Source organism: Streptomyces exfoliatus (genome assembly GCF_000725545.1).
GTDB classification, from domain to species: Bacteria; Actinomycetota; Actinomycetes; order Streptomycetales; family Streptomycetaceae; genus Streptomyces; species Streptomyces exfoliatus.
Window position 1 is genome coordinate 268,885 of the sequence record NZ_JNZP01000018.1, and the last position, 26,225, is coordinate 295,109.

General features: G+C 72.3%; 18 protein-coding genes. 7 read left to right on the forward strand and 11 right to left on the reverse strand.

Annotation, left to right across the window (positions count from 1 at the left end; translation table 11 throughout):
* Positions 1 to 208 precede the first annotated feature (208 nt).
* Positions 209 to 4,018 (forward strand): multifunctional oxoglutarate decarboxylase/oxoglutarate dehydrogenase thiamine pyrophosphate-binding subunit/dihydrolipoyllysine-residue succinyltransferase subunit, encoded by a 3,810-nt coding sequence (locus IO20_RS0122875; RefSeq protein WP_030553432.1) that lies wholly within the window; start codon positions 209 to 211, stop codon positions 4,016 to 4,018.
* Positions 4,019 to 4,096: 78 nt separating this feature from the next.
* Here the strand turns inward: IO20_RS0122875 and fxsT are convergent, their stop codons facing one another.
* From fxsT to IO20_RS0122910, 7 genes are all read right to left on the reverse strand, one after another.
* Entirely contained in the window at positions 4,097 to 7,120 is a 3,024-nt protein-coding gene (gene fxsT, locus IO20_RS0122880; RefSeq protein ID WP_030553430.1) for an FxSxx-COOH system tetratricopeptide repeat protein, read from the reverse strand.
* Between the two features lie 58 nt (positions 7,121 to 7,178).
* A complete protein-coding gene (locus IO20_RS42025; RefSeq protein ID WP_051874629.1) occupies positions 7,179 to 8,516 on the reverse strand; it encodes an HEXXH motif domain-containing protein in 1,338 nt (445 codons plus the stop codon).
* A gap of 105 nt (positions 8,517 to 8,621) precedes the next feature.
* A complete protein-coding gene (locus tag IO20_RS0122890) occupies positions 8,622 to 8,819 on the reverse strand; it encodes a hypothetical protein (protein WP_030207171.1) in 198 nt (65 codons plus the stop codon).
* Between the two features lie 138 nt (positions 8,820 to 8,957).
* Positions 8,958 to 12,188: an SAV_2336 N-terminal domain-related protein gene (locus IO20_RS0122895; RefSeq protein ID WP_030553426.1), complete on the reverse strand. Its 3,231-nt coding sequence runs from the start codon at positions 12,186 to 12,188 to the stop codon at positions 8,958 to 8,960.
* A gap of 7 nt (positions 12,189 to 12,195) precedes the next feature.
* Positions 12,196 to 13,212 carry an AAA family ATPase gene (locus tag IO20_RS0122900; RefSeq protein ID WP_030207184.1) on the reverse strand — a complete coding sequence of 339 codons (1,017 nt, stop codon included), beginning with the start codon at positions 13,210 to 13,212 and terminating at the stop codon, positions 12,196 to 12,198.
* Positions 13,213 to 13,333: 121 nt separating this feature from the next.
* Positions 13,334 to 15,382: a VMAP-C domain-containing protein gene (locus IO20_RS0122905; protein WP_030553425.1), complete on the reverse strand. Its 2,049-nt coding sequence runs from the start codon at positions 15,380 to 15,382 to the stop codon at positions 13,334 to 13,336.
* Entirely contained in the window at positions 15,379 to 15,828 is a 450-nt protein-coding gene (locus IO20_RS0122910) for a CU044_2847 family protein (RefSeq protein ID WP_245685012.1), read from the reverse strand. Before IO20_RS0122910 ends, IO20_RS0122905 begins: the two co-directional genes overlap by 4 nt.
* A gap of 139 nt (positions 15,829 to 15,967) precedes the next feature.
* Between IO20_RS0122910 and IO20_RS0122915 the strand changes: the two genes are divergently transcribed.
* Entirely contained in the window at positions 15,968 to 16,153 is a 186-nt protein-coding gene (locus IO20_RS0122915; RefSeq protein ID WP_030207192.1) for a DUF6104 family protein, read from the forward strand.
* 105 nt (positions 16,154 to 16,258) lie between these two features.
* On the opposite strand, the gene IO20_RS0122920 is transcribed toward IO20_RS0122915, so the two are convergent.
* Positions 16,259 to 17,074, reverse strand: coding sequence for a hypothetical protein (locus IO20_RS0122920; protein WP_030553421.1), 816 nt, complete (start codon positions 17,072 to 17,074; stop codon positions 16,259 to 16,261).
* Positions 17,075 to 17,221: 147 nt separating this feature from the next.
* On the opposite strand from IO20_RS0122920, the gene IO20_RS0122925 reads away from it, so the two are divergent.
* Both IO20_RS0122925 and IO20_RS0122930 read left to right on the forward strand, forming a co-directional pair.
* Positions 17,222 to 18,097, forward strand: coding sequence for a DUF4097 family beta strand repeat-containing protein (locus IO20_RS0122925; RefSeq protein WP_030553419.1), 876 nt, complete (start codon positions 17,222 to 17,224; stop codon positions 18,095 to 18,097).
* Between the two features lies 1 nt (position 18,098).
* Positions 18,099 to 18,998 (forward strand): PadR family transcriptional regulator, encoded by a 900-nt coding sequence (locus IO20_RS0122930; RefSeq protein ID WP_030553417.1) that lies wholly within the window; start codon positions 18,099 to 18,101, stop codon positions 18,996 to 18,998.
* Positions 18,999 to 19,123: 125 nt separating this feature from the next.
* Here IO20_RS0122930 and IO20_RS0122935 read toward each other — a convergent pair whose 3' ends face one another.
* The 3 genes from IO20_RS0122935 to IO20_RS0122945 all read right to left on the reverse strand — a co-directional run bounded on the left by IO20_RS0122935 (position 19,124) and on the right by IO20_RS0122945 (position 22,930).
* Positions 19,124 to 20,491 carry a cellulase family glycosylhydrolase gene (locus tag IO20_RS0122935; RefSeq protein ID WP_030553414.1) on the reverse strand — a complete coding sequence of 456 codons (1,368 nt, stop codon included), beginning with the start codon at positions 20,489 to 20,491 and terminating at the stop codon, positions 19,124 to 19,126.
* A 121-nt stretch (positions 20,492 to 20,612) separates the two neighbouring features.
* On the reverse strand, positions 20,613 to 21,578 hold the full coding sequence (locus tag IO20_RS0122940) for a zinc-binding dehydrogenase (protein ID WP_030553412.1): 966 nt from the start codon (positions 21,576 to 21,578) through the stop codon (positions 20,613 to 20,615).
* A gap of 140 nt (positions 21,579 to 21,718) precedes the next feature.
* Positions 21,719 to 22,930: an NAD(P)-dependent malic enzyme gene (locus tag IO20_RS0122945; RefSeq protein ID WP_030207205.1), complete on the reverse strand. Its 1,212-nt coding sequence runs from the start codon at positions 22,928 to 22,930 to the stop codon at positions 21,719 to 21,721.
* A gap of 538 nt (positions 22,931 to 23,468) precedes the next feature.
* Between IO20_RS0122945 and IO20_RS0122950 the strand changes: the two genes are divergently transcribed.
* Genes IO20_RS0122950 through IO20_RS0122960 form a run of 3 tightly spaced genes read left to right on the forward strand, consistent with a single transcriptional unit; the run spans position 23,469 to position 26,201 of the window.
* Positions 23,469 to 24,437, forward strand: a complete 969-nt coding sequence (locus IO20_RS0122950; protein ID WP_030553411.1) for an ABC transporter substrate-binding protein — start codon at positions 23,469 to 23,471, stop codon at positions 24,435 to 24,437.
* Between the two features lie 49 nt (positions 24,438 to 24,486).
* Entirely contained in the window at positions 24,487 to 25,437 is a 951-nt protein-coding gene (locus tag IO20_RS0122955) for an amino acid ABC transporter permease (RefSeq protein WP_030207207.1), read from the forward strand.
* Positions 25,434 to 26,201, forward strand: coding sequence for an amino acid ABC transporter ATP-binding protein (locus IO20_RS0122960; protein WP_030553409.1), 768 nt, complete (start codon positions 25,434 to 25,436; stop codon positions 26,199 to 26,201). The genes IO20_RS0122955 and IO20_RS0122960 overlap by 4 nt, the downstream gene beginning before the upstream one ends.
* The last annotated feature ends 24 nt before the right edge of the window (positions 26,202 to 26,225 follow it).

A 26,225-nucleotide genomic window follows, 5' to 3' on the forward strand; every position in this document is an offset into this window, starting at 1 on the left:
GCGGCCGAAGAGGGCCGTGCCTGCGCTTTTCCGTACCCTCACAGCAGCGGAACCACGCTTGTTTCCCGCCATTCACGGCTCCGAAACACCTCGTCAAGTGTGACTTGCGCGACGTTGGAGCGCCCGGCCTGCACCTCTCGGCCGGACAGGCGTAGCCTTTATTTCCGCTGTCCATCACCTTGTGAAGCGGAAGAGGGCGGTTGCCGCCGTGTCGTCTCAGTCCCCCAGTACCCCGAGCTCCCCGACCGACCAAGACGGGCAGGGCCAGAACCCTGCGACCGCCTTCGGTGCCAATGAGTGGCTCGTCGACGAGATCTACCAGCAGTACCTCCAGGACCCGAATTCGGTCGATCGTGCCTGGTGGGACTTCTTCGCCGACTACAAGCCCGGAGCGTCGGACACCCCGGCCGCCCCGGCACCCACCACGCAGAGCACCGGCCAGGCCGTGCCCGCCGCGACGCAGACGGGCCCCGCACAGGCCGCGCCTGCCGCTCCGGTAGCCGCCCCGGCCACCGTGCCCGCTCCGGCCGCTCCGGCCCCGGTCGCCCCGAAGCCCGCCGCGGCTCCGGTCGCCCCGGCCGCCGCGAAGCCCGCCGCCGCTCCGGCCCCGGCCAAGCCCGCTGCCGCCGCTCCGGCGACCGAGGCCCCCGCCGGCCCCGAGCTGGTCACGCTGCGCGGTCCCGCCGCCGCGGTCGCGAAGAACATGAACGCCTCCCTGGAGGTGCCGACGGCCACGTCCGTCCGCGCCGTCCCGGTGAAGCTGCTCTTCGACAACCGGATCGTGATCAACAACCACCTGAAGCGCGCCCGGGGCGGGAAGATCTCCTTCACGCACCTCATCGGCTACGCGATGGTGCAGGCGATCAAGGCCATGCCGTCGATGAACTACTCCTTCGCGGAGAAGGACGGCAAGCCGACCCTGGTCAAGCCGGAGCACGTGAACTTCGGCCTCGCGATCGACCTGGTGAAGCCCAACGGCGACCGCCAGCTCGTCGTCGCGGGCATCAAGAAGGCGGAGACGCTCAACTTCTTCGAGTTCTGGCAGGCGTACGAGGACATCGTCAAGCGGGCCCGCGTGGGCAAGCTGACGATGGAGGACTTCACCGGCGTCACGGTCTCCCTGACCAACCCCGGCGGCCTCGGCACCGTCCACTCCGTGCCGCGTCTGATGCCCGGGCAGTCGGTCATCATGGGCGTCGGCTCGATGGACTACCCGGCCGAGTTCCAGGGCACCTCCCAGGACACCCTGAACAAGCTGGGCATCTCGAAGGTCATGACCCTGACCTCGACGTACGACCACCGGGTCATCCAGGGTGCCGCCTCCGGCGAGTTCCTGCGCGTCGTCGCGAACTACCTCCTCGGCGAGCAGGGCTTCTACGACGACATCTTCAAGGCCCTGCGCATCCCCTACGAGCCGGTCCGCTGGCTCAAGGACATCGACGCGTCGCACGACGACGACGTCACCAAGGCCGCGCGGGTCTTCGAGCTCATCCACTCCTACCGGGTCCGCGGCCACGTCATGGCCGACACCGACCCGCTGGAGTACAAGCAGCGCAAGCACCCCGACCTGGACATCACCGAGCACGGCCTCACCCTGTGGGACCTGGAGCGGGAGTTCGCGGTCGGCGGCTTCGCCGGCAAGTCGATGATGAAGCTCCGCGACATCCTCGGCGTGCTCCGCGACTCGTACTGCCGCACCACCGGCGTCGAGTTCATGCACATCCAGGACCCGAAGCAGCGCAAGTGGATCCAGGACCGCGTCGAGCGCCCGCACTCCCGTGTGGAGCGCGAGGAGCAGCTGCGGATCCTGCGCCGGCTGAACGCGGCGGAGGCCTTCGAGACCTTCCTGCAGACCAAGTACGTCGGCCAGAAGCGCTTCTCCCTGGAGGGCGGCGAGTCCGTCATCCCGCTGCTCGACGCGGTCATCGACTCGGCCGCCGAGTCGCGCCTCGACGAGGTCGTCATCGGCATGGCCCACCGCGGCCGCCTGAACGTCCTCGCGAACATCGTGGGCAAGTCGTACGCGCAGATCTTCCGCGAGTTCGAGGGCAACCTCGACCCGAAGTCGATGCACGGCTCCGGCGACGTCAAGTACCACCTGGGCGCCGAGGGCATCTTCACCGGTCTCGACGGCGAGGAGATCACGGTCTCCCTGGCCGCCAACCCCTCGCACCTGGAGGCGGTCGACCCGGTCCTGGAGGGCATCGTCCGCGCCAAGCAGGACGTCATCAACAAGGGCGGCACGGACTTCACCGTCCTGCCCGTCGCCCTGCACGGTGACGCGGCCTTCGCCGGCCAGGGTGTCGTCGCCGAGACGCTCAACATGTCGCAGCTGCGCGGCTACCGCACCGGCGGCACGGTCCACATCGTCATCAACAACCAGGTCGGCTTCACCGCCGCCCCGGAGTCCTCGCGTTCCTCGATGTACGCGACCGACGTGGCCCGCATGATCGAGGCGCCGATCTTCCACGTGAACGGCGACGACCCGGAGGCCGTGGTCCGCGTCGCGCGGCTCGCCTTCGAGTTCCGCCAGACGTTCAACAAGGACGTCGTGATCGACCTCATCTGCTACCGCCGCCGCGGTCACAACGAGGGCGACAACCCCTCGTTCACCAACCCGCAGATGTACAACCTGATCGACAAGAAGCGTTCGGTGCGCAAGCTGTACACCGAGTCGCTCATCGGTCGCGGCGACATCACCCTCGAAGAGGCGGAGCAGTCGCTCCAGGACTTCCAGGGCCAGCTGGAGAAGGTGTTCGCGGAGGTCCGCGAGGCCACCACCGCCCCCGCCGCGGCGACCGTGCCGGACGCCAAGGCCGCCTTCCCGGTCGGCGTCACCACCGCGGTCTCCCAGGAGGTCGTGAAGCGGATCGCCGAGTCGCAGGTCAGCGTCCCGGAGCGGATCACGGTCCACCCGCGCCTGCTGCCGCAGATGCAGCGCCGCGCCGCGTCCATCGACGACGGCACCATCGACTGGGGCTTCGGCGAGACCCTCGCCATCGGCTCCCTGCTCATGGAGGGCACCCCGGTCCGCCTCTCGGGCCAGGACTCCCGCCGCGGCACCTTCGGCCAGCGTCACGCGGTCCTGGTCGACCAGGAGACCGGCGAGGACTACACCCCGCTGCTCTACCTGACCGAGGACCAGGCCCACTACAACGTCTACGACTCGCTGCTCAGCGAGTACGCGGCGATGGGCTTCGAGTACGGCTACTCGCTGGCCCGCCCGGACTCCCTGGTCATCTGGGAGGCCCAGTTCGGTGACTTCGTCAACGGCGCGCAGACCGTCGTCGACGAGTTCATCTCCTCGGCCGAGCAGAAGTGGGGCCAGACCTCCGGCGTCACGCTCCTCCTGCCGCACGGCTACGAGGGCCAGGGCCCGGACCACTCGTCCGCGCGCCCGGAGCGCTTCCTCCAGATGTGCGCCCAGGACAACATGACGGTCGCCATGCCGACGCTGCCGTCGAACTACTTCCACCTGCTGCGCTGGCAGGTCCACAACCCGCACCACAAGCCGCTGATCGTCTTCACCCCGAAGTCGATGCTGCGTCTGAAGGCCGCGGCGTCCAAGGTGGAGGAGTTCACCACCGGCGGCTTCCGCCCGGTGATCGGCGACACGACGGTGCAGGCCGCCGACGTCCGCAAGGTCGTCTTCTGCGCCGGCAAGGTCTACTACGACCTGGAGGCCGAGCGTCAGAAGCGCGGCGACACGGAGACCGCGATCATCCGTCTGGAGCGTCTGTACCCGCTGCCGGGTGCCGAGCTGCAGGCCGAGATCGCCAAGTACCCGAACGCGGCGAAGTACATCTGGGCGCAGGAGGAGCCGGCGAACCAGGGTGCCTGGCCGTTCATCGCGCTCAACCTGATCGACCACCTGGACCTGGCGGTCGGCGCGGACATCCCGGCGGGCGAGCGCCTGCGCCGGATCTCGCGTCCGCACTCCTCCTCCCCGGCGGTCGGCTCGGCCAAGCGCCACCAGGCGGAGCAGCAGCAGCTGGTCAACGAGGTCTTCGACGCCTGACCTGTCGCTTCGTACACGTACGGAAGGAGGCCCGGCACCCCGAGTGGGGTGCCGGGCCTCCGGCGTTTCCCCCGACGGTCAGAGGTTGGCCTCGAAGTCCCAGTAGGGGCGGTTGCGCTGACGGGCCGAGAGGGTGTGCGGATGCTGGGCGCCGAGGGTCCTGGTGAGGGTGAGCAGCGCGTCCTCCTCCAGCTTCCCCGCCTCCTCGGTCTCGCGCAGGCCGCGCAGGTCGGTGGCGAGCGCGACCTGACAGGAGAGGGTCAGCGGGTGCTCGTTGCCGAGGACGTGCCGGGCCCTGCGGAGGGTGTCGCGGCTGAGTTCGGCGGCCTCGACGACCCTGCCGTTGAAGTTGCGGGCGGCGGTGGCGTTGAGGGCGCAGCCGAAGACCCACGGGTGGTCGGAGCCGAGGGTGGCGGTGAGTCCGGCGAGCGCGGACTCCAGCATGGTCAGGGCCGAGGCCCGTTCGCCGGAGGCCTGCATGACGAGGGCGGTGTTGGCGAGGACTCCGGTGGAGACGGGGTGGGCGGGGCCGAGGAGGGCGCGGTAGCCGGCCTCGGCCTCCGTGATGAGTTCCCTCGCCAGGTCGAGGTCGCCGTGTTCGCGGAGGAAGTTGGCGTAGTTGGTGACGGCCGACAGCGTCACGTAGTGGTCGCGGCCGTAGGCCTGTTCCAGGTGGTCGAGTACGGAGGCCATCATCGTGCCGATGTCCTCCTTGAAGCCGCCTTCGCGGCGGCGGCAGAGGGCCAGCTGGCTGCGCGCGTACAGGGTGTGGAGGTGCTGGGGGCCGAGGATCTTCACGTGCAGCTTGACGTTGGCCTCCTGGCGGCCGAGCGCCTCGCGGTAGCGGCCGAGCAGCCTGAGGTCCTGGGCGACGGCGTTGTTGGAGTTGAGCGTGGAGGCGTGGTGGGGGCGCAGGACCGTCTCGCAGGTGGCGAGGGTGTCGGTGTCCTGCTCGTACGCCTCCTGGTAGCGGCCCAGCATCCGCAGCACCACGCCGAGGTTGTGGCGGGCGACGAGGGTGAGGAACTGCGTGTCGCCGAGGAGGCTCCTGGCCTCGGCGAGGGCTTCCCGCTGGAGCTGCTCGGATTCCTGGTACTGGCCGAGGAAGCGCAGGTCGCGGGCGATGGAGATCTTGCTCTGGAGCGTGCCGAGCCGGTCGCTGTTGCCCGCGGCGGCGAGGCGCTCGCGCTGGGCGAGGTCGAGGTCGTACGCCTCCCGGAACCGGCCGTAGCGGCGGAGGATGTCCCCTTCGAGGGTGGTGAGTTCCTGCATGTGCGGGGCCAGCGGGTCCATGAAGGACGTCCACTCGTCCCGGATGCGCCCGGCGAGCCGGATGCCCGCCTTGTACTCGCCGCTGCGGTCGCAGAACCGCAGGCAGTTGAGGACGGCGACCTGGATGCGCGGGTCGGTGCTGCGCAGGGCGCCGGACGGCTCCAGGTGGGGCAGGAGTTCGGAGTAGCGGGGCCAGTGCCTGCTGTCGGTGGGGTTGCCGGGGTCGGCCTCGGCGAGCAGGGTGCGGACGGCCTTGCGGTGGGCGTCGCGGTGATCGCCGTCGGTGAGCCGGGCGACGATGTCGTGGACCAGGCGGTGCATGTGGATCGACTCCTGGTGGGGGCCGATCTCGTCGGTGGTCATGGGGCCGCGGGTCTCGCGGGTGAGCACCGAGTAGTTGACGAGGGTGTCGAGCGCGCGGGTCCAGGCGGGCAGGTCGGTGGCCATCCAGCGCAGGTCCTCGGGCAGTTGCGCCTGGGGGTAGGCGCGGACGATGCCGAGCGGGATGCGGCCGGGGGCGAAGGAGGCGCACAGGCTGAGGATGTCGATGGCCTGCGGCTGGGCGCGGCGGAGTCGGTTGATCAGTATCGACCAGGAGGTGAGCGAGGCGTTGGGCATGCCGTCGCCCGCCGTGGGGTCGTCGACGGTGGAGAGCCGTCCGTCGCGGACCATGCGCAGGTATTCGGGGGCGTCCATGCCGGACTCGCCGAGCCAGGCGGCTGCCTGGACGAGCGGCAGGGGTACGTCTCCGAACTCGGCGGCGACCTCGTCGGCCTCGGCCGCGTTGATCTGGGGGGCGCGGCGCATCAGGTAGCCGGTGGACTCCGCCCGGTCGAAGCTGGGGATCTCCAGGAAGTCGGTGTGCTCCCGCCAGCCGCGGTTGCGGGAGGTGATGAGGACGTGGCCGGGGCCCTGCGGCAGCATGACGTCGATGCCGTCGGTGTCGTCCCAGCCGTCGAAGACGACGAGCCAGCGGGCGTGCGGGTCGCCGCGGCGGAGGGCTTCGCGGACGGCGCGGATGCGTTCGCCGGGCTCGCTGCCGGTGGGCAGGGCGAGTTTGACGGCGAGTTCGCCGAGGCGGTCGCGCTGGACGTTGCGGTCGTCGGAGTTGACCCACCAGATGACGTCGTAGTCGGGGCTGAAGCGGTGGGCGTACTCGGCGGCGATCTGGGTCTTGCCGATGCCGGACATGCCGAGCAGGGTGCAGGCGGCGCTGCCGCGCTCGGCGTCCATGAGCCGTTCCTGCAGCTCGGTGAGGAGGTCGTCGCGGCCGGTGAAGCGGGGGTTTCGGCGGGGGATGTCGCCCCAGATCTCCGGCGGGGTGTCCGGGTAGCGGGCGAGGGCGCTCGCCGGGAGGCGTCGGCCCGCGTTCCTGCGGGGCTCGATGGCGAGCCTGCTGAGGAGCCGGACCTCGGCCTCCTCCTCGCCGACGCCCCAGAGGCTGACGGGTTCGAGGACCGCCGTGGACGGCAGCAGGGTGCGGTTGGTGAGGTTGACGGCGGCGAAGCGCTCGGCGTGGGCGGCGACGAAGCCGCGCAGGACGTCGTTCCACTCGCCGGCGGGCCGGGGGCCGAGTTCGAAGAACCAGTCGTTGAGGACGAGGAGGACCTGGCCGCGGGCGAGCAGCAGGTCGCCGAGGGAGTCCTCCAGGGGGACTTCGCGGGGCGGGTCCCAGCGCTGGAGGGTGGCGCGTACGCCGTGGGCTTCGAGGCGCTGGTTGATCCAGGCCGCCCAGGGCCGGTGGTATCCGGGGAAGACCACCAGGACGTGTTCGGGCGCGGCCCTGCCCCCGTGGCTCTCCGCGCCTCCGCCCGACCGCTGTTCCGCCATCTGTACGTCTCCCGTCCCGCTCACGCGCAACGCAGTGTCATGTGCCGTGGGCACAGTGTTACCCACGGGCCCTGGGGCTCGCGCCGAGGCTCGCATGGAGCTGCCTCATTTGCCGTGCGAACTCCCGCCCCTCATTGGTCAGTTCATCGGATTCAAGCAGCATCGCGAGCGCTTCGCCCACCTGATCGTGGACATGGTCGAACTGCTGCACGGCCCGTACGCTCCACGGTCCCGGCACCCCGGGGGCGGCCATCGCCCGCCGCCACAGATCGGCCAACGCCAGGTGGGCGTAGGCCCCTTGGAAGACCCCGGCGACCGGGCGAGCGTCGGTGCGCCAGCCGACCCGGTACAGCGCGGCACGGCCGGGGCGGTAGAGCGGGACGAGCTCGTGGAGCGTGGAGAGCTTGCTGTGGTGCAGCTCGTGGACGAGCGTCTCCGCCATGTCGAAGGCGCCGGCCGACGGTGTCATCAGGACGGCCCCGGGGGCGACGCTCAGGGTGGCGCCGACGGAGCGCGGCCCGTGCGGGAGCAGCGGCACGAGCGCGCCGACCGTCCGCCCGACCTCCGTCGCCCGCTCCCGGTCGGTCCGCCGCAGCAGCTCCCCTGCGGCCCGCCAGTGCGCGGACCAGGCGGCGTGGTCGATGTCGGGCCGCTCGGCCGCGACCCTGGCGGGCGTTCCGACCCCGCCGGGCGGCACCCGGTACGGATCCAGGTCCTCCAGGCGGGCGGCCCCGCCGGTGAGGCCGCGCAGACCGCGCCAGCCGGGGCCGCTGCCGGTGACGGCGCCGGTGCGGGCGTCGACGAGCCGGAGGAGCGCCGCGGGGGCCCCTCGGGCGTCGTCGGAGCGGACCCTCACCGCCTGGGCGCGGGAGGTCAGCCGGACCGGGCCCGGGGCCACCAGGACGCTGCCGACGCCCGGGAGCGAGAGCACGCCGCCGGGTGCCTGGACGACGAGGTCGAGCGGCCGGCCCGCCCGCAGGGCGGCGGTGGCGGCGACCAGTTCGAGGCGGGTCAGGTGCCGGTCGAGGGCGGGGCCCGCGGGCTCGGTGAGGGCGGCGGCGAGCCAGGCGCCGGTGGTCGGGTAGTCGAGGACCGCGCGGACCACTCCGGGGGCGGCGCGCTCGGTCCTTTCGAGGAGGCGCCAGGCGGCCTCGAAGCCGCGCAGGGTCTCGGGGGCGACCTCGTCGCGGTGGCGCCGCACCCGGACGAGCAGGGCCTTGAGCAGCAGCAGGCGGCGGGCGTGCACCCCGGACCGCAGGAAGGCGGCGCCCGCCGGGGCGGGCCGGGTGGCGGCCAGGGCGGCGAAGGCCGCGGGGCGCGGGGGCGTGGCGATCACTCCCGGCTCCTGGAGCGGATCGGCCTCGGCGAGCGCGTGTCCGCCCGGTACGTGCCGCATCCGGCGCCACCGATGGACGCGGGGGGCTTGCCGGATACGGCCGGAATCGAGTGGTCGGGGCGGATGCGGGGCGGCCAGGACCGAACGGCTCGGGCCGCTCGTTCGTCAGTCGACGAGGGCGTCCTCCGGCCAGGAGACGACCAGGTCCGAGGGGTGGCGCAGCACTCTCTCGACCGCCGCGCCGACGACGGCGTCGTCCGTGACGCGCAAGGTCCGCAGATCAACGGCCGCGAGATCGGGCAGACGCGGGGACCGGCCGGCACTCCGGCCGACACCGGTCGCCCACTCCGTACGCTCGAACACTCTCGGCTCCTCCTCACCGACGCTGTCCCCCACGGTCGTAGCGGCGCAGCGGTTCTTCCCGACCCCGGGAGACCGGAAACCCTTTCGATTCAACTGCGCCCATTCACGCCCCCGTTATTCAGCCGTCCCATGACAAGCTCATCCGGTGGTGCCGCTCCACGCCCACCAGGGCGGTGCGATCCTGCGCCAGTCCTCGGCGGAGACCCTCACCCGGCCCCCTCCCGCCGCGCTCTCGACCTCCCCCAGCAGGGCTCTGGTCCGCTCCACGTCCGCCCAGTCCACCTCCACGAGCCGCCCGGTGAGCCGCCGCCACCGCTCGGTCGCGGCGAGCAGCGCGGTGCCGGCCCGGGCCGGGCGGCCCATCAGCCACAGGACGGCTCCCTGGGCGTGGAGCGCGCGGGCGCCGGTGACCGTGCCCGGGTCGTCTCCGTGGGCGGTACGGGAGTCCTCGTCCGCGTTGCGGTACGCGGTGAGCGCGTCGCCGATCAGCCCGTCCCGCGCCGTTTCGGCCAACTCCAGCCTCACCCGCCCGAGTTGCAGCCACACCTCGGCACGCTCCCCCGGGTCGTCGGTGCCCCGGAGCGCCTGTTCGAGCAGGTGACGGCTCTCGAAGAGGTCCGGAAGGAATCCGGCGCGGTGGAAGCGGAGCGCGAGGACACTACCGATCAGGGTCCTCGCCCTCGCCCGCTCCGGCGCCCCCGCGGGCAGCCGGGTGAGAGCCTCGCGCAGGACGCCCTCGGCCCGGTCCACGGGCGCGGTGCCGGTACCGGCCGCCGCGCGCCGAAGGAGCGATCCGCCCCAGGTGAGCAGGAGCGGCCCGCGCTGTTCGCTGTCGGCGGGGGCCAGCAGGGTCGCCTCCTCGTACGCCGCGTCGGCGGCGGCTCCGTCGCCCTCGGAGTCGTACAGCCGCGCGCGTGCCGTGGTGAAGCGCAGCCGCAGGGCACGGCCGTGACTGATGAGGGGTTCGGCCCGGTCGAGCACGAGGTGGATGCGGCCGGGCTCGGCCCCGGCGAGACGCAGGGCGTCGGCGAGGTCGAGGAGGACGGCGGCGCTCTCGTGGAGGGTGAGGGCGGCGGTGAGTTCGCCGACCGCGGCCTCGCCGTCGCCCCGCGCGAGGAGCAGGCGGCCGCGGCGCAGGTGAAGGGTGTGGCGGGCGGTCCCGGGCCAACGGTCGGCTTCCTCGGCGAGGGCGGCGAGGGCCGCGTCGAGATGGCCGGTTTCGTCGGTGTCGCGCCACAGGGCGTGGTGGACGACGGCGAGTTCGAGCCGGGCGTCGGCCCATGCCTCCTCGCCGGGCGGGGCGAGCTCCCCGGCCTGTACGAGGGTGTCGGCGGCCTGGCCGAGGAGCTCCGGGCGGCGGCCGGTGCGCCGGGCCGCGGCGGTGCCCGCTTCGGCGTACAGGGCGCCCGCGAGGACGATCCGGGCCTCGACCGGCTCGGCGGGGAGCGCGGCCTCGGCGCGTTCGCGGGCGCCGGCGAGGAGCGCCGGGTCGGACTGTGCCCGGCCCTGGGCCAGGAGCCGGCGGGCCTCGGTGAGCGGGTCGGGGGTGACCAGGTCGGGGTGGTAGAAGCGGAGGACGCGCGCGGGGATGCGGGCGAAGAGCTCGGTCTCGGCGCCGTTCGGCCCGATGGGTTCGTCGGTCGCGTCGGTCTCGTGGGCCCGGTCGGTCCGGTCGGTCGCGTGGGTCGCGTGGTACTCGCGAGGGAGGCCGGTGTCCCGGTCGGTGCCGGTCCCTGCTTCCGCTGCCGCTTCCGTTGCCGCTCCCGGCTCCGCTCCCGCGAGACGGGCGGCGGCGAGCGCAGGGAAGTTGCGCATGCCCTGGCCGAAATTGCGCTCCACATAGGCGGAGCAGTGTTTGAGGACGAGGGCGGCGGCGCTGGGGTCGAGCGAGCCGAGGAGGTGCTGCTGGATGCCGGGCGGATAGCTGTAGCAGGGGTACGGGGTGGGGCCGGGCAGCCGTCGTAAGAGCCCGCTGAGCAGGACCTCCGCCAGCTCCATGGGGCCGGTGTCGGGCAGCATGGCGCGCTGGACGAGCTGCATGACCGGCAGGGTCAGCGGGGCAGCCGCGAGGTGGACGGCGAGCAGGAGCGCACCGGGCGAGGCGGCGGCCCGGAAGGCGCGGAGGAGTTCGTCGTCGCTCCGCCGGGCGCGGGGTGTCCTGGGCGCGGGCGGCTCCGCCGGTCCTGGGGTGAGCCAGGCGGCCCAGCCGCGTACGGCGTCGCCGCCGTGCCCGGTGTGGAGCCGGGTCCAGGAGGCGAAGGCCTCGGGGGTCGGGGTGAGCACGGGCACGGCCCGGCGGCCGGGGTCCCGCGGTCCCCAGGGCTCGTCGTCGGAGCGGAAGACGGTGTGGCCGCCGGGGGTCGCGGAGCGCTGGAAGGTGCCGGGTTCGGCGGGGAGCGCGGTCCGGGACCAGAGGCGGGGCGGCAGGGGTTGGACGAGGGCGAGCGGGGAGTGGCGGGGCCACCGGCGCAGGAAGCGCTGGGCGGCGCCGGACTGCCACAGGGGGCCGACGCAGTCGCTGACGACGAGGGTGAGGCGGCGGCCGGTGGGGTCGTGGAGCTGGTCGACGGGGCGCAGCCGCGGCCGGCCGTCGGCGCCCGAGGTGGTGGTGACGAGCGGGGGTCCTTCGCCGGTGTCGTACAGGCGGTGCACCTGCACGTCCCGGAAGGCGCCGGACTGCTGGCAGGCCTGGCGGAGTTCCTCGACCATCCGGTCCCAGACGACCATGGCGGGGCCGGTGTCCATGAGGAGCTGGATGTCGGGGCGGAGGCCGGTGGCGGGGCGCAGGACGGGGATGAGGAAGCCGGCGGCGGCGCTGCGTTCGGCGGTGGCCTCCTCGTCGAGGGTGCCCTCGCCGGGGCGGTGCGGCGCGAGGGCGTAGCCGCGCAGGGGGCGGAGGGCCTTCTGGAGACCGAGGAGTCCGGGCAGGGCGTTGGCGCCGGGGGCGCGTACCGGCAGCGTCGCGCCCCGCTCCGTACGCCCGACTCGGCCGTCGGCACCGGCGGCACCCACGGCTCCGGTGGCTCCGGTGGTTCCGGTGGTGGTGGTCATGTGGAGGGAGACGGACTCGTGGGCGGCGCCGCCGTCCGGCGGTCGGTCGGTCACGCCTGCCGTGCCCCCGCCGTCGCGCGCATCATCGCTCTCGCCCTGCTCCTGGTGCCCGGCGGACCGGCGCCGACGGTCGGAGGTGCCGTCCGCCGTCTCCGCGGACGGTCCGGCCGCCGACCCGTCCGCCAGGCCCGGATCCCGCGCGGAGGGGCCGGGGAGCCACTGGGACAGCCAGAGGGCGTCCGCGAGGTCCTCGGCGGTGGGGTCCTGGCCGCCGGCCCGCAGTCTGCGGGTGATCTCTTCCAGATGCATCCGGTGCATCCGACCGTCACCTCGGCTGATCGAGCGGTTGCATGAGCATGTCGGCGATGCGTTCCCTGGTGACCCGTTCGGCGCGGGAGGCGTGCTGGGTCAGGTAGAGCGCGTTCAGGAGCTGGTCGGTGGCGATCACCTCGCCCGGTTCGCGGTTGAGGAAGCGCTGGACGAGACCCTGCTCCCCTTCGCCCGCGGCGGCCTCGGTCCCGAGGTGGGCCTCGATCATGGCGCGGAGCTGCTCCTCACCGGGCGGTTCGAGCTCGAGCCGGATGCAGCGGCGCAACAGGGCGGCGGGGAAGTCCCGTTCGCCGTTGGAGGTGAGCACGATGAAGGGGAAGGTGGTGCAGCGGACCCGGCCGCCGAACACCCGCACCTTGCGGCCGTCGTCGCTGAGCACCTCCACGACGGGCTCCCGGTCCGCGAGCCGCTCCAGCTCGGGAATGGCGAACTCGCCCTCCTCCAGGGCGTTCAGGAGGTCGTTCGGCAGGTCGAGGTCGCTCTTGTCCAGCTCGTCGATGAGCAGCACCCGCGGCTGCTCGGAGGGAAGCAGCGCGGTGCCGAGCGGTCCGAGCCGGATGTACGAGCCGATGCCGGCCGGAGCCGCGGCGGCGGAGCCGGGAGATCCGGCCTGGGCGCGCTCCAGCTGCACGTCCTGGAGGCGGCCGATGGCGTCGTACCGGTAGAGACCGTCCTGGAGGGTGGTGCGGCTGACGATCGGCCAGCGCAGCACCCGGCCGAGGCCCAGCTCGTGGGCGACGGCGTGCGCGAGGGTGGACTTGCCGGTGCCGGGGTTGCCGGTGACCAGCAGCGGACGCCGGAGGTAGAGGGCGGCGTTGACGGCGTCGGTCTCGGCGGGCCGGGGGTGGTGGTTCTGGACGAGTCTGCGCTTGACGCCGAGCCGCCGGTCGGAACCGGCGAGCGTGTCGTCGGCGCTGCCCGTCGAGAAGTCGCGCCAGGGCGGCGGGGCGGGCAGCCGCTGTATCTCGTCGTGCGGAAGACCGGCACCACGGTAGATCCGCCAATCGTTCACGATGGACTCCTCCTGGCTGTGGTGTCGATGCCGGGTCCGTCGAAGGTACCGCCCGGGGGCGGGGCCTGCCGATGCCGTAACCGGCCGGATCGAGAGCCGGTCGCCCCGGTGGCCGCTCGGGTCACTGCTCCCCCTCCCCGAGCAGCGGCGGCGGCTCCAGGGGCCCGCCGTACGGCGGGCGGTCGGGCGGGTCGAACAGGACCGCGATGCTCCGGGCCCAGGCGTACCGGGCGCGGGCCTCGGGCCCGGCCGCCGGGTCGGCCGCGCGCGTGCGCAGGGAGCGGACGGGCCCGGGCACCCCCCATGCGGCGGATCCGGTGGCGAGCAGCAGATCGGCCTGCTCGTGGAACTCCGCGCAGTCGGTGTGGTCGTGGGCGCCGGTCCGCCAGAGGGCGAGCGGGTGGCCGGCGGCGAGGGCCGCGTTCATCGCCATCAGCCCGTCGCCGCTGCCCACGTGACCGCAGTAGACCGGGACGGCCGCGCCGTTGGCCTCCCGGAGCCGGTCGTACGTCTCCGCCCAGGTCTCCCTGCGTACGCGCGCGGTGTGGGCGTCCGGGCCGGCGCCGGGCACCTCGCCGCGCAGCGGGACGGCACGGAGCGGTCCGCGCTCCTCCGCCTCCCAGCGCTCCCGCCATTCGGGCGCCGGTTCCCTGCCGTGGCGGTGGGCGTCGCGGATGACCACGATCCTGCGCTGGCCGAGGGTGGTCGCCCAGGCGTCGTCGGGGCCCTGCGGGGGGTCGATCCGCCAGGTGTCCAGGGGCTCGTCGAAGAGCTCGCGCGGCAGCACCGCCTGCACGGCGGCCAGGTGGGGTCCGCTGTCGCCGCGCCGCAGGGCGTCCGCGAGCGGTTCGCGGAGGGCCTCGCCGAGGCGGGCCCGCTCGACGCCCCGGTCGTCGAAGTGGAGCGGGCTGACGGTGTGGCCGTCGAGGAGGAGCTTGACCCGCCACGGGTACCGGCGGTCGTAGAGGGGGAGGCCGATCTCCAGGAGGACGTCGGCACGCGCGCGGGGTTCGCGTACGGAGAGGGGCGCGGGCCTGCCGGGGGTGACGAGCCGGTCGATCTCGCGCCGGAGGTGCCGGTCGGCGTCTCCCGACTGGTTGACGATCCAACCGGTGAGGGCGGCGGTGTCGGCCCGCTCGCCGTACCGCCCGCCGACGTGCCGGACGACATGGGCCGCGTACAGGAGCACCGCGTCCAGGTCGAGGTCGCGGACGCCGTCCCTGCCGGGCGCCCGCAGGCCGCGAAGGAGCCCGGCTCCCTCGCTCCAGGTGCGCGGGTCGTCCTCCAGGGCGTCCGGCAGGTCGTCGTCCCTGATCCAGGCCTTGACCTGGTCGATCAGATCCAGGATCTCGCCGGGCGCGGTGGCCGCGGGCAGCTCGGCGAAGTGCCCGTACAGCCGGGTGCGCAGGCCGGGGCTCACGCCGCCCTGGGTGCCCGTCAGCTTCCCCTGTACGCGGGTCCAGTCGGGCCGGTCGTCGAGGGACCGGTAGCTGGCCAGGTGGTAGCGGTCGTGGGCGCGCAACGCCTCGCCCATGGCCTCGCCGCCGGGAAGGTCGTGCAGCCGGCGCAGGGCGGTGACGGGGACGACCGCGCCGCCGTCGCGCCCACGGCCTTTGTTGAGGCCGATGACGGCGCCCTGCCGGTGGTCGACGACGGGCCCGCCGGAGCAGCCTTCGACGGGCATCACCCAGTCGGTGATGAGGGCCTTGCCGTCGCTGCCGATCAGGGTGCCGTGGACGTGCCGGATGCCGAGCTCGCCCGTCTCCCGGGACCAGCCGTGCAGTCCGACGGCGGTCGGCGGGACGGGCGGGCGCTCGCTGAGGCGCACGCAGGACGCCTGGTGCGCGCCGGGCACCCGCACGAGCGCGAGGTCGGGGAAGGCCCACCGGTCCGGCGGGTCGTCGGGCCTCTCGGGGCGCGGCATGGCGAGCACGACGGTGCCGGTGGTCTCCCGGGTGGTCTTGCCGTCCTCCCAGGTGACGCCGACGGCCGGCTCGCTCCTCCACACCGCGCTTCCCCCCTCGGCCACGACATGGGCGCAGGTCAGCACCCAGCCGGGGGCGATGAAGAAGCCGGTGCCCCAGTACCGGTCGCCGTGCGGGTCATACCCGCAGCCGGGAGCCGCGATGCGTACGAGTGCGGGGCGCACGAGAGCGTCGAAGGCGCTCATGCGGGCTCGTCGGCCGCCGGGTGTGTCCGAGGGGCTCTGTCGGGCGCGTCCTGGCCGTGGGCGGGGGCCGGGATCGGGCGGGCGGGGCCGGTCGCGGGCGCCGCGCCGCACGCCGCCTCCGCCGCGGGCGCCGGGGCCGGTTCGGGGTCCGTCGCGGGGGACCTGCCGGGTTCGGTCCAGGTGAGGGAGACGCTCACGGAGGCCTTGCCCGAGCCGTCCGCGAGGACCCCGATGACCTTGCCGGACTGCGCCGACAGCTCGATGCCGAAGCTGACGGCGACCTCCACGGGACCCTGCGGGTCGAGTCCGGCGCGCAGCGAGCCGACCACCCCGCGGACCACGTCCGTGAGCCCGCCGGTCATCGAGACGACCCGGTCCCTGACACCGGTGTCCTGGAACCCGCCGCCCCTGCCCAGTTCCTGCACGTCACTGACCCGTGCCCACACCGGCGTACCGTCGTCCAGCCGAATTCGAGCGATCCCGTGAGTCACAGCGCCCCCGCTCCCCGAAACGATGATGAGGAAGGCTAGTCGGTGGGACTGACGGGCGACAGGGGACGGGAGAGGTACGGCCTATCCTGATCGCATGTACTTCACCGACCGTGGCATCGAGGAACTGGAGAAGCGGCGAGGCGAGGAGGAGGTCACCTTCGAGTGGCTCGCCGAGCAGCTGCGGACGTTCGTCGACCTCAACCCCGACTTCGAGGTGCCCGTCGAGCGCCTCGCGACCTGGCTGGCCCGTCTGGACGACGACGAGGACGACGAGGAGTAGGGGCACGCGCGCGCGGATGACCACCTGCGTCGCACGCGCGCGTAGCGGGGTCTTCGAGGGGTCTGCCGTCGCACGCGCGCGTGGAGAATCCTGCCGCGCCCCGGGTCATCCCTCCCGCAGCCGGTCGTAGGCGAGTCCGAGCGCGCCGTGCGCGACGAGCAGGGCCCCGGCCGCCGCCCAGCCGCCGCTGCGCCGGCCGACGCCCCAGAGCAGGAGCGGCACCCCCGCCGCGAGCTGCGCCGCACCCAGGACGCGCGCCCTGGGGCCGCGCAGGTACGGCCCGAGGGGACTGCCTTCCACCGCGTCGAGTTCCGCGCGCACCGCGTCCCTCCAGCCGGACCATTCGAGCTGTTCCGCGCCCTGGGCCAGGGCGACGGAGCGGAGCCGGTCGGGGTTCTCGCCGGGCAGGAGCCCGGTCGGCAGGGCGAGGCCGGTGCGGGTGAGGACGGCGACGACGCCGACGAGCCGGCTGTGGGCGTCGGCCTCCGGGTCGGGCACGGTGAGCGGTTCCAGGGCCTGCACGTCCAGGACCGGGTCGAGGGCGAGCCGCGCGGCGAAGGTGCGCATGGCCTCGTCCTCGCCGACGGGCGTGCCGTCCGCGAGCCAGGTGTAGCCGACCGTACGGCGGAAGCCGGCGGCGAGCGTGAGTCCTGCCCTGTCGCGGTCCCACCAGAGCGCGACGACGGGCCAGGTGGCGGCGGAGACGGCGAGGGCCGTGGCCCAGCCGGTGACGACCTGTTCGACGGGTTCCCCGCCGTGGAGCCACGGTTTCCCCTCCGGGACGAGCACGCTCCAGTCGTCGCCCGCCGGGGCGAGGAGCAGCTGTTCCCTGAGCAGCTGAGCGGGCGGCCGGACCGCCGAGGGGTCGGCACGGCAGAGCAGCAGTGCGCCGACGGGGCGCGGTCCGGATGTCGCGTTCATGGGCCCTACGCTAGGGCAGTTTGTCCGTGTACGACGGGGATGGTCATCCCTGTCAGGGAAGAGTCAGGGTTGACTTCCTTTCACCGCGATATAGCGTGTCTCTCGAAAGACGCGATATGTTGCGTTGCCGAACGGGAGGTCAGCACCATGACAGAGTGGTCCGTCACCGAGCCGACGAAGCTGGCACCGGCCGACCCCGTGACCCGTCTGCAGGTCCGCATCGTCAACGGCACGGTGAACGTGGTGGGGACGGAGGAGAGTTCCGCCCGCGTGGAGATCTCGGAGATCGAGGGCCCACCGCTCATCGTGTCGCAGGACGGCTCCACCCTGACGGTGAGCTACGAGGACCTGCAGTGGAAGAGCATCCTCAAGTGGCTCGACCGCAAGGAGTACCGGCGCCGGGCCGTCGTCTCCGTCGCCGTTCCCGCGGGCGTCGACGTCGAGGTGGGGGTGGTCGGCGCCGAGGCCGTCGTCACCGGCATCAGAGGGCGTACGGAGGTGCGGGGCGTCACCGGCGACACCACCCTCCTCGGCCTCTCGGGACCGGTCCGCGCCGAGAGCGTCTCGGGCAATCTGGAGGCCCAGTCGGTCACCGGCGCCCTCCGGATCAACACCGTGACCGGCGACGTGACGGTCATCGAGGGCGCGGGCGCCTCCGTGAAGGCGGAGACGGTCAGCGGTGACATGGTCATCGACCTCGACCCGGCCGACCTGGACGGGCCGCCCGCCGACATCCGGCTCGCCAGCGTCTCCGGCGAGGTCGCCATCCGGCTCCCGCACCCGGCGGACGCGCGGGTCGAGGCGAGCACCACGAGCGGTTCCGTGGCGAACGCCTTCGAGGACCTGCGCGTGGACGGTCAGTGGGGCACCAAGTCCGTCACGGGCACCCTCGGTGCGGGCCGGGGCACTCTCAAGGCGACCACCGTCTCCGGCTCCATCGCCCTGCTGCGGCGCCCCGAGGCCGACGGGGACACCGGCTCCACCTCCTCCCCCACCACCTCCGCGACCGGAAAGGTGCTCTGACATGCCGCCCGTCTTCGCGCACGGCCGCCTCCGCCTCTACCTGCTCAAGCTGCTCGACGAGGCCCCGCGCCACGGCTACGAGGTGATCCGCCTCCTGGAGGAGCGCTTCCAGGGGCTCTACGCCCCCTCGGCGGGCACGGTCTACCCGCGGCTCGCCAAACTGGAGGCCGAAGGCCTCGTCACCCATGCCAGCGAGGGCGGCCGGAAGGTCTACTCGATCACCGACGCGGGACGTGCCGAGCTGGCCGGGCGCGGCGCCGAACTGGACGACCTGGAGCGGGAGATCCGCGAGTCGGTGTCGGAACTCGCTGCGGAGATGCGGGACGACGTGCGCGGCGCGGCCGGCCGGGTGCGCAGCGAGATGCGCGCGGCGGCGGGCCGGACCCGCACGGCGGAGCCCTCCTCGTTCGCCGACGCCAGGGAGGAGCTGCGCCGGGTCGGGCAGGAGTGGAAGGAGCAGGCCCGCCAGGCCCGCGCCGAGGCGAAGTCCGCCCGCCACCAAGCGAAGGAGTTCCAGCGGATCGCCCAGCAGGTGCAGGAGGAGGTCCAGGACCGCTTCTCGCGGGGCGACTGGCCGAAGGGGGTCTGGGAGGGCCTCTCGGACATCACGGCCCAGCTCGGCGGCCTGGTGGCGGGTACGACCCACCCGAAGGCGGCCGCCCAGGAGCCGTCGTTCATGACGGCCCCGGTCGACGAGGTGCCGGAGTGGGCGCGGGACACGGAGGGCTCGGGCGACCCGGCCCGTGACCTCGACCGGCTCCTCGACCGTTTCCGCGACGAGATCCGCGACGCGGCCCGTGACCACGGCGTGAGCCAGGACCAACTGGCCGAGGCCCGCGACCAGCTGTCGGCGGCGGCGATCCGGATCACGGGCATGCTGCGGTCCCGCCCCACGCCGTAGCCGGACGGGGCGGGAGCCAGGGCCGGGGCCGGGCCGGGATCGGGCCCGGCGGCCCCGCCCGGTCCGGCCGACAGCGAGCCTCAGCCCCGGTCGGCGTCACCGCCCCGTCCGGCCGACAGCGGGCCTCAGCCCCGGTCGGCGGTCACCGTCACCCGGGTGCCCGGGGCCGCGAGGATCCAGGCCCTGCCCGGCGACGTGCGGAGCACCATCGCCCCTCCGCCGGCCGTCACCCGCCAGGTGCCGGGCGGCAGGGAGAGTTCGGTGACCCGGGGGCCGCGCCGGGCGGAGTCGTACGAGAGGCGGTAGACGCCTGCCGCGCCGTCGTAGGCGGCGGAGCGGACCGTGCCCGCGACCGCCTCCGCGTACGGCTCGGCGGTGAGCTCCTTGTTCGTACGGAAGGTCCCGGCGCCGTCCACCGCGCAGTAGCCGCCGCCGTAGCACCAGACGTAGCCGGCCCAGCCGGAGCCGTAGCGGCCCAGGGAGGCCATCGCCTCTCGGTAGAAGCGGTTCATGTTCGGAAGGGAGTTGTTGAGCGGACCCCATTCGCCCACCACGACGGGCACCTTGTACTCCTCGGGGTACCGGGTGACGGCCCGCTCGTAGTTCTCGATCCAGCCGGCGGCCGGGTCGTAGTCGGCACCCGCCTCCATGGCGGTGTTGTAGAAGTGGGGGGCGTAGACGACCTTCGGGTCGTCGATCCGCCCGAGCCCGGTGGGCACCCCCTCGCCGACGATCGGGGTCGGCTCGACGAAGACCCAGGTGGAGGGGTCGACCGAACGGACGGCGTCCGCGAGGCGGTTGTACATCGGGGTGAGGTGGTCCCGTTCGACGCGGCGGGCCGCCGTCGCCAGGTCCTCGCCCTCCCGTATCTCGCCCATCGGCTCGTTGATCAGGTCGTAGCCGAGGACGGCCGGGTGGTCCTCGAAGCGGTCCGCGAGCACCCGCCACATGCGGGCCTGGGCGCGCCGCAGGTCCTCGTCCTGGTAGAGGTGGGTGAAGGCACGCTGGACGGCGGGTTCGAAGTACTCGGAGAACCAGTCGTCCGGATGCGGGGTGAAGGGCAGCCCGTCGGTCCTGGTCGCCCACGCGGGCACGCCCCGGTGGCCGAACGCGGGGCCGAACACGTCCTGGTGGGCGTCGATGAGGACCTTGACGTCATGTTTCCTGGCCCAGTCCAGGATCCGTTCGATCTTCCGCAGGTAGTCCTGGCTGTACTCGCCCGGCCGGGGTTCCAGGTCGTCCCAGAAGACCAGGAGGCGGGCGAAGTTGAAGCCCTTGGCCCGCATGTCGCGGAAGTGCCGTTCGGTGATCGCGGAGAGGGCGGCGGCGCCACGGTTCGCCTTGTCCTCGACGTTCCAGCCGCGCAGGGTGAGGGTGCGGCCGTGTTCGTCGGTGAGTGCGGGGATGCCGGCCGGGACCGGTTCCGCGTGGGCGGCGGTCGGGGCGAGCAGTGCGGCGACGACGGCACCGGCCGTCAGGATGGTGCGCAGCAAGGGAGACCTCCGGCACGACGAGGTGAGGATTGTTCATGTTTCGCGTGCCGGAGATACCATCAGCAGTCCTGACGAGTCATCAAGAGGTCGTCAGGAGGTATTCACGAAGTCGCCCGGGGATTCACGAGGTCGTGAGGACGATCTTGCCGAAGAGTTCGCCGGAGGCGATCTTCTCGAAGCCCTCCCGCGCCCGGTCCAGCGGCAGGACCTCGTCGATCACCGGACGGACGCCCGTGGCCGCGCAGAAGGACAGCAGGTCCTCCAGTTCGTCCTTGGAACCCATCGTCGAGCCGACGACCTTCAGCTCCAGGAAGAAGATCCGGGTCAGCTCGGCGTGTGCGGGCCGGTCGCCGCTCGTGGCGCCCGAGATGACGAGCGTGCCGCCCGGCCGCAGCGACTTGACCGAGTGGGACCAGGTGGCGGCGCCGACGGTCTCGATGACCGCGTCCACCCGCTGCGGGAGCCGGGCGCCCGGCTCGAAGGCCTCGACGGCACCCAGCTCCACGGCCCGCTTGCGCTTGGCCTCGTCGCGGCTGGTGGCGAAGACCCGGAGGCCGGCCGCCTTGCCGAGAGCGATGGCGGCGGTGGCGACACCGCCGCCCGCGCCCTGCACGAGCACCGAGTCCCCGGGCCGTACCCCGGCGTTGGTGAAGAGCATCCGGTAGGCGGTCAGCCAGGCGGTGGGCAGGCAGGCGGCCTCCTCGAAGGAGAGTTCCTTCGGCTTGGGCAGCACGTTCCAGCGGGGCACGCTGACCCGCTCGGCGAAGGTGCCCTGGTAGCGCTCGGTGAGGATGGACCGGGGCTCGTCGGGCCCGACACCGTGCCCCGTCTGGCCGATCACGGAGTGCAGGACGACCTCGTTGCCGTCCTCGTCGATGCCGGCGGCGTCGCAGCCGAGGATCATCGGCAGCTTCTCCTCGGGCAGCCCGACCCCGCGCAGCGACCACAGGTCGTGGTGGTTGAGCGAGGCGGCCTTGACGGTGACGGTGGTCCAGCCGGGCCGCTCCACCGGCTCGGGGCGTTCACCCAATTCGAGGCCGTTCAGGGGCTGGTCGCGGTCGATTCGGGCAGCGTAGGCAGCGAACATGGCCCCGACCCTAGGCCGCCGCGGACGGCGAGGGGAACCACGCCCCGGTGTGACCCGTGTCGCCCACACGGAAGGGCCCCGTCCCGGCGTACGGAACGGGGCCCTTCGCGTACCCGTGGGCACGACGCCAGGTGCGCGCGTCAGCGGCGGGCGACGCCCTCGGCGCGGGCGGCGGCGGCGACCGCGGCCGCGACGGCCGGGGCGACCCGCTCGTCGAACGGCGACGGGATGACGCAGTCGGCGGCGAGCTCGTCCTTCACCACGTCCGCGATCGCGTTGGCCGCGGCGATCTTCATGCCCTCGGTGATCCGGGAGGCCCGGACCTGGAGCGCGCCGGCGAAGATGCCGGGGAACGCGAGCACGTTGTTGATCTGGTTCGGGTAGTCCGAACGGCCGGTCGCCACGACGGCCGCGTACTTGTGCGCGACGTCGGGGTGGACCTCGGGGTTCGGGTTGGCCATGGCGAACACGAAGGCGTTCGGAGCCATGGCCGCGACGGCGGCCTCGGGGACCGTACCGCCGGAGACGCCGATGAAGACGTCCGCGCCGGCCAGGGCGCTCTCCAGGGAGCCGGAGAGACCGGCCTTGTTGGTGAGCTCGGCGATCTCGCGCTTGACGTCCGTGAGGTCCTCGCGGTCGCGGCTGACGATGCCCTTGCGGTCGGCGACGGCGACGTCTCCGAGGCCCGCCTCCAGGAGGAACTTCGCGATGGCGACGCCGGCGGCACCCGCGCCGGAGATGACCGCGCGCAGCTCGCCGAGGGTCCGGCCGGTCAGCTTCGCCGCGTTACGGAGGGCGGCGAGGGTGACGATCGCGGTGCCGTGCTGGTCGTCGTGGAAGACGGGGATGTCGAGGCGCTCCTGGAGCTTGCGCTCGATCTCGAAGCACCGCGGCGCCGAGATGTCCTCCAGGTTCACGCCGCCGAAGGACGGGGCGAGCCGGACGACGGTCTCGACGATCTCGTCGGTGTCGGTGGTGGCGAGGGCGATCGGGACCGCGTCCACGCCGCCGAACTGCTTGAAGAGGATGGCCTTCCCCTCCATGACCGGGAGGGAGGCCTCCGGGCCGATGTCGCCGAGGCCGAGCACTGCCGTACCGTCGGTCACGACCGCGACGACCTGGGACTTCCAGGTGTAGTCGTTGACCAGCTCGGGCTGCTCGGCGATCGCGGTGCACACCTTGGCGACGCCGGGCGTGTACGCGAGGGACAGGTCGTCCTTGTCCCGCAGGGGGACGGTGGCCTGCACGGCCATCTTGCCGCCCCTGTGGAGGGCGAAGACAGGATCGAAGAGCTCCTCCGGAGCTCCTTCCGTACCGCTGTCATTGCGAGGATTGACGATCTCCGCTGCCATTGGGTTGACCCCTTAAGTCTTCTTCATTTGAGGGTGGTCCACTCCCGGTTGAGGAGGGGTGGGGAGGCACCGCGCCCGCCGTGTCTGGCAGCCGCGCGGGCGCGCCGCACAACGCGCCCTGAGCCCCGGATGAGGGGTGTAAGGATCCTTCTTACCGGACGGACGGCACCGCAGACGAGTCCATAACCCCTCGGTGACGCGACTCATACCGAGTGCATCCGGACATGGACGGAGAGCGACACGTCACCCCATGTCCCGATAGATCTCGCCCCCACCCGATTGGCCGCGTTCCGCTCGTCCGAATGGCGAGATCAACAGGAGATTTTCCGGCAGCGGGGAAGAGATTCAGAAGATGATCCGGCCCGGATGTACCGGCCTGTCGGCATTCGGCCGTCACCCGTTACCCGATTTTGACATCCGTGGCCGTCGGTTTGAGGCGGTCCGAATGGCAAGATGCCGTAATCACACGAGGTCGCGACACTCGAAGAGATGTACGTGGCCGCCTGGCAACTCCCTCACACGCCGGAGGAACCCGATCATGACCGCACGCACCACGCGCTGTACGACCGCCAAGACCCGCACCTCCCGTCTTGCCGCGGTCGCCGCCATCGCGGTCGCCGGCTCCGTGCTGCTGACCGCCTGCGGTGACCAGACCGAAGGCGGCTCCGCGACGCCGACGAAGGAAGGCGGCTCGCCGTCGACCAACGCCGCGCCGCTCTTCTCGAAGCTCCCCGCCGACATCCAGAAGGCCGGTGTCATCAAGGTCGGCACCGACGCCTCGTACGCTCCGATGGAGTTCACCGAGGGCGGCAAGATCGTCGGCGTCGACCCCGACATCGCCGCGGCCCTGAGCAAGCAGCTCGGCGTCGAGTTCAAGTTCACGTCCGGCACCTTCGACGGTCTGATCACCTCGATCTACACCGGCCGCCAGGATCTGATCATGTCCTCGATGACGGACAACAAGAAGCGCCAGGAGGGCCTGGACGACAGCGGGAAGAAGATCGGCAAGGGCATCGACTTCGTCGACTACTTCAGCTCCGGCGTCTCCCTCCTGGTCAAGAAGGGCAACCCGCAGGGCATCAACTCCCTCGACGACCTGTGCGGCAAGACCGTGGCCGTCCAGCGCGGCACGATCTACGAGGACACCTTCAAGGCCCAGGCCACGAAGTGCGGCGCCAACAAGCTGACGATCCAGGCCTTCGACAGCGACGCCGAGGCGCAGACCCGCGTCAAGGCCGGCGGCGCCGTGGCCGACCTGAACGACTACCCGGTGGCCGCGTACATCGCGAAGACCTCGGGCGGCGGCAACGACTTCGAGGTCGTCGGCAGCCAGAGCGACGTCGGCCTCTTCGGCATCGGTGTCTCGAAGGAGAACACCCAGCTGCGCGACGCCGTCAAGGAAGCGCTCGACGCGATCATCAAGGACGGCACCTACGCCGAGGCTCTGAAGAAGTGGAACGTCGAGGGCAGCGCCGTCAAGTCGGCCACCATCAACGCCGGCAAGTGACCTCCCCGACGCCGGCAGAACCTCCCCGCTCCACTGAAGGGCAGTCGTCGTGACTGACAAGATCAGCAAGGACCCGGCCGCCGCTCCGGCCGGGTCCGGCGCCTCGGGCAATCCGTACGAGGCGATCAAGGCCATCCCCGTGCGGCACTACGGGCGCTGGATCAGCGCCGTCGTGGTCGTCGCGCTGCTCGGCTGGCTCGTCTACGCCTTCTCCCAGGGCAACATCCTCTGGGACACGGTGTGGGACAAGGTGTTCGACCCCTCGGTCATCAGCGGCCTGTGGAACACGATCCTCATCAGCGTCGCCTCGATGGCCCTGGGCCTGGTCCTGGGCATCGTCTTCGCGGTGATGCGCCTGTCCAAGAACCCGGTGACAGGCGCGGTCGCCTGGCTCTACATCTGGTTCTTCCGCGGCACCCCGGTCTACGTCCAGCTCCTCGTCTGGTTCAACCTGTCGCTGATCTTCCAGTACATCGACCTCGGGCCGATCTACAAGAACGAGACCGTGGACGTCATGACGCCGTTCATGGTGGCGCTGCTCGGCCTCGGCCTCAACGAGGGCGCCTACATGGCGGAGATCGTCCGCGCGGGCATCCAGTCCGTCGACGAGGGCCAGACCGAGGCGGCGCACGCGCTCGGCATGTCCCAGACGAAGACCATGGGTCGCATCGTTCTTCCCCAGGCCATGCGGGTGATCGTGCCGCCGACGGGCAACGAGTTCATCAACATGCTGAAGACCTCGTCGCTGGTCTCGGCGGTGCAGTACACCGAGTTGCTGCGGGCCTCCTCGAACATCGGCAACACGGCCGGCGCCGTGATGGAGATGCTCTTCGTCGCCTCCATCTGGTACCTCGCGCTGACCAGCGTCTTCAGCGTCGGCCAGTACTACCTGGAGCGCCGTTTCGCCCGCGGTTCGACCCGTAACCTGCCGCCCACCCCCCTGCAGCGGGTCAAGGCGAACCTCACCACGTTCAAGCGTTCCCCGGAGGCATCGGCATGACCGGTCAGCCCATGGTCAAGGCGGAGGGCGTCCACAAGTCGTACGGCGCCGCCCACATCCTCCGCGGCATCGACCTGGAGGTGCAGAACGGCGAGGTCTTCTGCCTCGTCGGCCCCTCCGGCTCCGGCAAGTCGACCTTCCTCCGCTGCATCAACCACCTGGAGCGGATCGACGGCGGCCGGCTGTCGGTCGACGGCCACCTGGTCGGCTACCGGCAGAAGGGCGACAAGCTCTACGAGCTGAAGGACAGCGAGGTCGCGGTCCAGCGCCGTGACATCGGCATGGTCTTCCAGCGCTTCAACCTCTTCCCGCACATGACGGCCCTGGGCAACGTCATGGAGGCCCCGATCCAGGTGAAGGGCGAGTCCAAGGCGGTGGCGCGCGAGCGCGCCGAGCGTCTGCTCGACCGGGTCGGCCTGCGGGACAAGATGGGCAACTACCCGTCGCAGCTCTCCGGCGGCCAGCAGCAGCGCGTCGCCATCGCCCGCGCGCTGGCGATGGAGCCGAAGCTGATGCTCTTCGACGAGCCGACCTCGGCGCTCGACCCGGAGCTGGTCGGTGACGTCCTCGACGTCATGCGGGACCTCGCCGAGTCGGGCATGACGATGATCGTCGTCACCCACGAGATGGGCTTCGCCCGCGAGGTCGGCGATTCGCTGGTCTTCATGGACGGCGGCGTGGTGGTCGAGTCGGGCAACCCGCGGGACGTCCTGGGCAACCCGCAGCACGACCGGACGAAGGCGTTCCTGTCGAAGGTGCTGTAAGGCGCGGAACGGAGGAAGGGGCGG